Raw genomic sequence first — 9,134 nt, forward strand, 5'->3', positions numbered from 1 at the left:
TCAATTAATTTAATAACGATTGTTATAAAAATAGATGTGATCTTTATGACAAATAGGCATGAAACAGATCTTGCTGTTAACGAAGACACGCTAAAAAAGAAGCGTGGACGCCCTAAATGCTTTGATGAGCAACAAGTGTTAGAAAAAGCAATGTTACTTTTTTGGGAACATGGCTATGAAGCAACGTCTATTAGTGACTTGACGCAGGCTTTAGAAATTACAGCACCGAGTTTATACAGTACTTTTGGTGATAAGGCAGGCTTGTTTTATAAAAGCATTGATTACTACTTAGCTCATGAAGCATGTCCTATTGAAACAATCTTTTTAGAAGCAAAAACTGCAAAAATTGCTTTTGAGTTATATCTTTATGACAATGTGAAACGACTGGTTCAACCCAATAAACCAGCAGGTTGTATGTTGGTCGTTGCGGCGATGAATTGCTCTGATGCAACTCAAGATGTACAGCAAAATTTATTAGATAAACGTATAAAGACCAAAGAAAAATTATTAAAACGTCTAGAACAAGGTGTAGAGCAGGGCGACTTATCTGCTAATGCTCCTCTACAAGAAATGACTGATTTTTATGCCACCGTTATTCAAGGGTTGACTATTCAGGCGAGAGATGGCGCGAGTACTGAGCAACTACATAAAGTGGTAGAACATGCCATGAAAGCTTGGGCATTATTTTAAAAAATTAATGATGTCCTAAGTTCAATATCAATGTCGGAAATACGATATTTCAATTTATTAAGACATTCTTCAGAATAAAATCTCTTTTGTAGATGGTGTATTACTATGAGTCAGGTCATGAAATATCACAAATGGGCATTTATTTTTCCCATTCTGGCAGTACTGATTTGGTCTTTAAATATTGTAGTCACCCGCTATGTCTCAGATTATATTTCTCCTGTCAGCATTAGTTTTTATCGGTGGTTAATCGCCTTTATTATTTTAACGCCATTTATGCTTTTACCAGTTTGGAGACAACGACAGCTGGTAAAAATGTATTTGCCTAAGCTTGCAGTATTGAGTGCATTTGGGATGGTGCTTTATCAAGGTCTTGCCTATACAGCGGCTCATTATACTAGTGCGACCAATATGGGAATTGTGAATGCCTTTATTCCGATCTTCACTATTTTTGTTTCGCTTGCCATTTTAAAAGATGTGCCTAATCGATTTGCAGTCTTTGGCAGTATTTTGTCTTTTGCAGGCTTGCTATATGTCATGTGTCAGGGCGACATTAACCAGTTGTTAAGTGCTGGCGGTCATCTTGGTGATGCACTCATGATTGTTGCTGTGTTCTTCTATGCATTTTATGGGGTTTTCCTTAAAAAATGGCAGCTTCCACTTCCAATCATGACAAACTTATACGTTCAGATTGGTTTTTCTGTATTGTTCCACCTTCCTTTGATTTTCTGGTTTGGTCTTGATGGCTTGAATGCACAAAATGCGCCAAGTGCAATTTATGCAGGTGTATTTGCGTCTTTAATTGCGCCGTTAGTTTGGATGTTAGCAGTACAACAACTTGGGCCAAATAGAACAAGTATATTTATGAACTTGGTCCCTGTCTTTACAGCAGTTATAGCAAGCGTTTGGTTATCTGAGCAATGGACGATCTATCATACCTTCGGCGGAATTATGATTCTGGTAGGTATTATTATGGCTCAAAAGAAGGTTAATTCTAAAAAATCGGATCTATTACCGGAGCAAAACTAAAGTCATTGAAAAAACTATGGCATATTTTGAAAAAAACTGATGAAAATATGCCATATTTTTCTTAGTTAAAGTTTTTCTATATGATTTATAAATAGATTATAAAAACAAGTTGAAATATAAATATTAAAAAAGACGAGTAAAAATATTAATATAATTTTAACTTATAAGCGAAAAATTCTAAATTCCCTACACTTTTCATGCTTTTTTTAGAGAAATAATATATTTCTCTCCTCTAGCCTCTTACCACATAATAGCGACCACTACGAAAGACGCTATTTTAAGCAATTTTTCTTTCGTTCCAGAGATATCCAAACCCTCTGGATGTGGTATATACCCATCCTTTTTTATGCTCAGTTATCCCTATATAACTGAGCTTTTTTTTGTCTAAAATTATGGGCGAATGACTTCACCAGTTAAGGCATTAATGATTCGACTTGGTTGCTGACTTTGCCCTAAGTCACCATTAAGATAGTTTAATTGTGAACCAAAGTATTGGCAGGCATCTTGTAATGAATGAGCCGGTTCTTGTCCACTCGGGTTTGCACTCGTCGATACAATGAAGCCATGAAAAGCATTACATAAAGCGACACATAAAGGATGGGTTGTTACTCGTACAGCAACAAGCGGGTGTTCGCCCTTAATCCATGAAGGAATATGTTGATCGGCTGGCAATAGCCAGGTCGTGGCTCTTTCTGATGGTTGATGGTTAGACCAGCAATCAATAATTTCTTGTTGAGTCGTTTGCGGTAATGAAGTCAGTAAATGCTCGACTTGACTAATGTGTCCAGCTAATAAAATGACGCCCTTTTCAATAGGGCGCTGCTTCAATTCAAGAATTTTTTGAAAAGCTTGTTCATTAAATGGATCACAGCCTAATCCCCAGACTGCCTCAGTTGGATATGCCAAAACTTGACCTTGTTGTAAACATTCGGCTGCTTCGGTCACTGAGGTCGTAATCATGGTAATACTTTCCTTTTAATCAAACAGAATCGTTATTGTGCGCCCTAATACTAAGAACGACAACGTAAATACAGCCCTGATTGTTGCATACATAAACCGAGTAGTTCTAGTTCCATCAGTGAAGAGGTCAGTTCAGAAACTGCAACATTATGATGAATAACAAGCTGGTCAATATTCTGACCTACCCAGTCTAAAGATTGATAAAGGTCAATTAAATGCTCAGGAATTTCTGGGGTATTTACATTAACTTCTTCAGTTTGACTTTGTTGCTGGCTTTGCCATTGGGTTGGTAACGCCAGATCTTCAATAATCTGTTCAGGATGATCGACTAAAATTGCGCCTTCACGGATAAGTTGATGGCATCCTTGATGAAACTCACTATAAATATGGCCCGGAATGGCAAATACGGTTTTGCCTTGTTCAGCAGCTTTATTGGCCGTGATGAGTGAGCCACTTTTTAAAGTCGCTTCCACAACTAATACGCCTAAACTCAGACCGCTAACAATTCGGTTTCTACGTGGGAAATGTTGCTGTAAGGGCGGTGTCCCCGGTAAAAACTCAGTAATAATGGCGCCGTTCTGAGCCAAAATATGTTCTGCCAGTTTTTTATTTTGAGCTGGATAAGTACTATCTAAGCCCGTACCAGTGACTGCGATTGTACGTTGATGGGCGGATGCACCTTGGTGGGCTGCTTCATCAATGCCATAAGCCAGACCACTACTAATAAAAAAGCCCTTTTCACTTAAGTAATAGGCAAAATCATAAGCTACCTGACGACCATGTGGGCTTGGTTTTCTGCTACCGACAATCGCGATTTGCGGTTGCAATAAAGCTTGAGCTTGGCCTTTCCCGAAAATAATAGGTGGATGATCTGTATAAGGAAGTAATTGAGTAGGGTAGCCAGAATCATCTGGCGTCAAAATAAAATCAGTATGCTGATGAACTTGTTGTACAAGCTGTTCGAACTGAGCTTGACCTTGAGCGGTTTGAAACTCAGCTACGCGTTTTAAATGATTAGCATGTAGCCCAAGAGAGGGCCATTCTGCTAATCCATGAGGTTGAGTTGCTTTTTCACAGTTTCCAAAATAATCAATAATTTTTTTAAAACTGACTAATGAGTGCTGCACCAAATACCACACTTTAAGCGTGTGGTAATGGTGTGAAGTAAGTTGGGTGAGCATTGTAAAAGGTTACATCCAGCATTAATCGTTAAAGCGAGGTGGCTGAATGCTTGAACCGACTTTAATAGGCAAATCGCTTTCTAGGACATAAGCATAGCTAAGCTGATCAAAAGTTCTAAAAACCATCAGACTACCAATCTGTTGACCAGGAAGTTGAATCGCCTCTTTGGTTTTAGGATCGCGAATCGTCTCGCCTTGTTGGTCAATGTCAAAAACTTGACCTACCTGAACACCTTGCGCTGTACCACGGTCCAACGTCACGACACTATTTTTTGCAGCTCTACCAATTGAACCCATGACACGAATGATTTTGCCGCCGTCAGTCACTTGTTTTGCATCTACGGGGTAAAACAATGTTGGTAAATTAGCTTGTTCTTCAGGCATAACACGATCGCCACGACGTACTTCACCATCATAGCTATCTGTAAGTTCTAATGTAGTGATGTCTTTTTCAGTAGACATTGCAACACCCGAAGCAACCTGTGACAGCTCTATGCCTAAACTATGCTTTTTACCTTTACTGTCCGTGAAATAGTAAGGTTCACCTTCGCGATAAACTGCATAGCGTTGACCATGAACTAAGCCTTGTCCTCGTGCATAAATAGTTTGACCTTTTCCTGCAAGTACACGTTGATCAGCTGTACCAACAACATAAGGTGTGTTGCTAATTGAGTCAGCTGGTAAAATAGTACTGTTCTCTAACCACTGCTTAATATGTTCAAGTGGAATAACAGGAACACTATTATTTAATGCTTCGACGCGAACTTGTGGCTGCAGGTTTGTGGTTTGACCTGTGTAGCGGCGGATAATACCGACACAGCCGTCGCCTTCGTCTTTCCCGACTAGGGGGCGTCCATCTAGGCTACATAATAGTAATCGGTCACCCGGATAGATCCAGTGCGGATTTTTTACATGTTGATTACTTGCCCAGATTTCAGGCCAGCGCCATGGTTTATTTAGAAAATGTCCCGAAATATCCCATAGTGTATCCCCGCGTTTTACAATGTACACATTGGGTGCATTGCTTTTAAGAGAAGGTGGATTATGGTTTGGGCTGGCAGCATGAACCTCCGCTACCGTACCAAGTGCAACTCCTGTACAGAGTGCTAAAGCAAGTAAATGCTTTTTTATCCCCAAAGCATGAAATTGAACCATGCCGTCAAAAACCTTTTTCATTATGATAATTCCTAAAAATTATGCGTGCAGATGCGTTATAATAGGCGGCTAACACACAATTTTTCGATGAAGTATTTCCTTCATTTGGTTTTTCAATCAATGGCATAAGTGAGGACGTCAGTATGGCCTTATTACCTATTTTAAGTTTTCCTGATCCCCGTCTTCGTACCATTGCTAAGCCTGTTGAAGAAGTTACTGATGAAATTCGTCAACTTGCAGCAGATATGCTTGAAACCATGTATGCGGCACCAGGTATTGGTTTAGCAGCTTCTCAGGTCGATCGTCATATTCAGCTTATCGTCATAGATTTGTCTGAATCTAAAGATGAACCTTTGGTTTTCATTAACCCCAAAATAACTCCACTGACTGAAGAGACGCAGCCGTACGAAGAAGGCTGTCTATCAGTGCCACAAATATACGACAAAGTTGACCGCCCGTCACGTGTGAAAATCGAGGCAATTAACCTTGAAGGTCAAGCATTTGAGATAGAAGCTGACGGACTTCTCGCTGTTTGTATCCAACATGAAATGGATCACTTAAAAGGCAAATTGTTTGTGGATTATTTGTCGCCACTTAAACGTCAGCGTGCACGCGAAAAAGTCGAAAAGATTGTTCGTCAACGCGAGCGTGAAAAAGTTGCGGTAAAACGTTAAAAGTTTTTCAAACATTGTAGTGTGGATGTGATTTTTGGTTTTTCGTAGTGGTCTGTTGCTTGCATGTGCAGCAGTGTTTTTACAGATTGCGGTATTTCTACAGCCGCTATTACCGAAGCAATATCAAATTGCTCCGGTCTGTGAAACTATTACCCGTGCTTTGCTTAAGCCCAAGGCACAGACGGAAACCATGTCACATGCCATGCATCATTCACATCACGAACACCATATCGAACAGGCACAAGTACCTGAACATCATGACCACCATGATGCAAATCACCAGTGCCAATATTGTACCGTCTATGCCAATCTCGTTTTACCACCTGAATTTGGCGTAAAAGAGGTACTCGTTCGTATACAAGTTCGCTTAGTCGCTTATCAACAAGCATTTCGACATGTTTATTTTGCGCTACAGCGACTCTTCTTACTCCCGCAAGGGCGAGCGCCGCCTCTATTTGCATAAATAAAAGCAATTTTTTGTTGGGGTCTTGATTGACTTCAATATCACTTTATTTATGTTTTAGAGCGTATAAAAATGCCACATTCTAAATTTTTACTACAACCTTTATGGGTTGCGATGCTTGCTGTCTCTCATTCGGGACTCGTTTTTGCTGATTCAGAAAAAAATGATGCCGATACCAAAACACTTCACTCATTAGCACCTATTGTTGTTACAGCACAGCAAGGTAATGATGCAAATGGCTTGATCGTACATGCAGACCCAAAACAGCCAATTCAGCCAGTACCTGCTACAGATGGGGCAGACTATCTACAAAGTATTATGGGTTTTAACTCAATACAAAGCGGTGGAACCAATGGTGATGTGACATTCCGAGGCATGTTTGGTTCACGCATCAAAATTCTAACGGATGGCACAGAGAACTTAGGTGCATGCCCAAACCGTATGGATGCTCCAACTTCTTATATTTCACCAGAAAGTTATGATCGTATTTCTGTCATTAAAGGTCCGCAAACTGTTCAATATGCCAATACAGGTTCGGCAGCAACAGTCCTTTTTGAACGTCAACCTGAGAAACTCACCTCTGAAAAACCTTATCGTGGACAAGCGAGTGTCTTATTAGGTTCATATGGGCGTATTGACCATAATGTTGAGGCGGCAATTGGCGATGAAAAAAAATATATTCGTTTAAATGCCAACCGTTCAGAGTCTAATAGTTATCAAGACGGTGATGGAAATACCGTGCCTTCAGCATGGAAAAAGTGGAATGCTGATGTAGCACTTGGCTTTACTCCAGATGAAGACACATGGATTGAACTCACAGGTGGAAAATCTGATGGTGAGTCGCTTTATGCCGGGCGTTCTATGGATGGTTCTCAGTTTGCACGTGAAAGCTTAGGGCTACGTTTTGAAAAGAAAAATATCACTGATGTTATTAAGAAAATCGAAGGGCAGGTGAACTACAGCTATAACGACCATATTATGGATAACTTTAGCTTGCGCACACCGCCATTAGTTGAAATGAACCATGGTGGTATGACCATGCTCATGCCAAACGCGATGGTAATGGAAGTGACACGTCGTACACTAAACTCGCGTTTAGCCATGACCTCTGAATGGAATAAGTGGAGCCTAATCACAGGTGTAAATTCTCAATTTAATAAACATGGCGGTAGCATGTCATCGCCAAATATGCCTTCAATGAATATTCCATACCGTCAAGATATGCGTTTTCAATCATACGGTGCTTTTGGTGAACTTGGTTATCAATGGAACGATCTCAACAAATTGGTTACAGGTGCACGTTTAGATCGAGTCACAGTTGAAGATGAACGTGCCGACTCTAAAGCAAAAGGCTTTAATACTAAACTTGAAAAGACTTTACCGAGTGCATTTGTTCGCTGGGAAAATCAACATCCTGAACATGACCTAAAAAGCTATATCGGTTTAGGTTATGTAGAGCGTATGCCTGATTATTGGGAGCTTTTCTCGCCTAAACATGGGAACGCTGGCTCAACCAATACCTTTAACGGTGTCAATCCTGAGAAAACATTACAGTTGGATATGGGCTTCCAGCAGCAACATGGCGCTTTAAACACATGGGCTTCTGCTTATGCAGGCTTAGTAGATGACTACATTTTAATGAGCTACCACCATCATCCAAGTATGGGAATGGATGGGCATGATATGAGTCATGATATTACTGCGGGTGCAAAAAATGTCGATGCAACGATTGCTGGTGCAGAAGCGGGTATTGGATATCAATTTGCCGATCATATTCAGGCAGATTTGAGTGCTATGTATACGTGGGGTAAAAACACCACAGATGATAAACCACTACCTCAAATTTCACCTTTAGAAGGCCGCTTAAATATTCGCTATGTAGCTGACAAATATAATTTAGGTCTGTTGTGGCGTGCTGTTGCTGAGCAAAACCGTGTGAGTCTACATCAAGGTAATATCGTGGGATATGACCTAAAACCAAGTAAAGGTTTTTCAACCCTTTCTTTAAACGGAAGTTACAACCTTCGTAAAGATATTGATGTATCTGTTGGCATTGACAACGTATTAGATAAAACCTACACCGAACACTTAAATAAAGCGGGAAGTGCAGGCTTTGGATTTGCGAGTGAGGAACAGTTCAATAATATCGGAAGAAATTACTGGGTTCGTATGAGCATGAAATTTTAATCAGCTTAACGAATTAAATGAACTGAAAGAATTAATTTAAAGAGAGAAATGAAATGACAAATAAATTATCGCCTGAACAATCTTGGTGGGGATGGAAGTTACTTATTGTGGCTTCTATCTTGGCTTTACTATTTATGATCATTTTTTACTGGGCAATCAACAATGAGCCTGACTATATGCCTAGTCAAAAAAATAAGCAGATGATGGAGACACATGAGCAAATGAATCAAGCTGAAATGCACATGCACAGTTCATCAGCTCAATAAGTTCTTTAAAATTTGGAAAAGGAAGTCTGGTTAACAGGCTTCCTTTTTTATTTTTAGGTTTTAAAAATTATTGATGTATTCTCGCTAAGATTTTTGCCTTATTTCGATTCTGATAAAGCCTATTGCGGATAGAGCATAGGACTTCGAAAAGTACAGCATAAATCCTTTGTAAGTATGAATAATGTGCTTTTTACCATGATACGTTATGAGATGCAGAACAATTTTCTTATATCAGAACAACAACTTAAACGCGAATTATCGAACATGATACTGGCTTGTTTAAGTAAAAAATAAATAATCAAAATAATTATCGTTATAAAACAATATCTTAACTTGATCTTTGATTTAAAAGTAAACGCTCAAGTCATAAGTTTCTAATTTTCGCTTGCAAAGGGTTCTTAATCCTCTATAATGCACATCCATCGGCGGTGATGCAGATAGAAACTTGTTGAAAAACAGTTACTTGAGATTAAGTTGGTTGCTTTAAGTGATGAATTTGATGTTAAGTTGGTTTTGAGAATAAGTTTTAAAA

Annotated in this window: 9 protein-coding genes and 1 pseudogene; 7 read left to right on the top strand and 3 right to left on the bottom strand. The window is 39.4% G+C overall.

The window, feature by feature from the left end:
• Positions 1 to 36: 36 nt before the first annotated feature.
• Positions 37 to 690 (top strand): TetR/AcrR family transcriptional regulator, encoded by a 654-nt coding sequence (locus tag AC1PJ9_RS01785; protein ID WP_079744781.1) that lies wholly within the window; start codon positions 37 to 39, stop codon positions 688 to 690.
• A gap of 105 nt (positions 691 to 795) precedes the next feature.
• On the top strand, positions 796 to 1,716 hold the full coding sequence (locus AC1PJ9_RS01790) for a DMT family transporter (RefSeq protein ID WP_311087047.1): 921 nt from the start codon (positions 796 to 798) through the stop codon (positions 1,714 to 1,716).
• A 390-nt stretch (positions 1,717 to 2,106) separates the two neighbouring features.
• Here the strand turns inward: AC1PJ9_RS01790 and tsaC are convergent, their stop codons facing one another.
• Genes tsaC through AC1PJ9_RS01805 form a run of 3 tightly spaced genes read right to left on the bottom strand, consistent with a single transcriptional unit; the run spans position 2,107 to position 5,033 of the window.
• Positions 2,107 to 2,676: an L-threonylcarbamoyladenylate synthase type 1 TsaC gene (tsaC, locus tag AC1PJ9_RS01795; RefSeq protein WP_019458003.1), complete on the bottom strand. Its 570-nt coding sequence runs from the start codon at positions 2,674 to 2,676 to the stop codon at positions 2,107 to 2,109.
• Positions 2,677 to 2,726: 50 nt separating this feature from the next.
• Entirely contained in the window at positions 2,727 to 3,857 is a 1,131-nt protein-coding gene (gene dprA, locus AC1PJ9_RS01800; protein WP_311087048.1) for a DNA-processing protein DprA, read from the bottom strand.
• Between the two features lie 21 nt (positions 3,858 to 3,878).
• Positions 3,879 to 5,033, bottom strand: coding sequence for a LysM peptidoglycan-binding domain-containing protein (locus AC1PJ9_RS01805; protein ID WP_311087049.1), 1,155 nt, complete (start codon positions 5,031 to 5,033; stop codon positions 3,879 to 3,881).
• A 122-nt stretch (positions 5,034 to 5,155) separates the two neighbouring features.
• Between AC1PJ9_RS01805 and def the strand changes: the two genes are divergently transcribed.
• From def to AC1PJ9_RS01830, 5 genes and pseudogenes are all read left to right on the top strand, one after another.
• Complete coding sequence (gene def, locus AC1PJ9_RS01810; protein ID WP_004705924.1) at positions 5,156 to 5,686, top strand: peptide deformylase; 531 nt, start codon at positions 5,156 to 5,158, stop codon at positions 5,684 to 5,686.
• Between the two features lie 34 nt (positions 5,687 to 5,720).
• A complete protein-coding gene (locus tag AC1PJ9_RS01815; protein WP_039252946.1) occupies positions 5,721 to 6,149 on the top strand; it encodes a DUF2946 family protein in 429 nt (142 codons plus the stop codon).
• A 72-nt stretch (positions 6,150 to 6,221) separates the two neighbouring features.
• Entirely contained in the window at positions 6,222 to 8,336 is a 2,115-nt protein-coding gene (locus tag AC1PJ9_RS01820) for a TonB-dependent copper receptor (RefSeq protein WP_311087050.1), read from the top strand.
• Positions 8,337 to 8,389: 53 nt separating this feature from the next.
• Complete coding sequence (locus tag AC1PJ9_RS01825; protein WP_174741075.1) at positions 8,390 to 8,602, top strand: hypothetical protein; 213 nt, start codon at positions 8,390 to 8,392, stop codon at positions 8,600 to 8,602.
• 147 nt (positions 8,603 to 8,749) lie between these two features.
• Positions 8,750 to 8,896: pseudogene (locus tag AC1PJ9_RS01830) on the top strand (TetR/AcrR family transcriptional regulator); the annotation flags it as partial.
• Between the last annotated feature and the right edge of the window lie 238 nt (positions 8,897 to 9,134).

The organism is Acinetobacter sp. 70_2, from assembly GCF_056736115.1.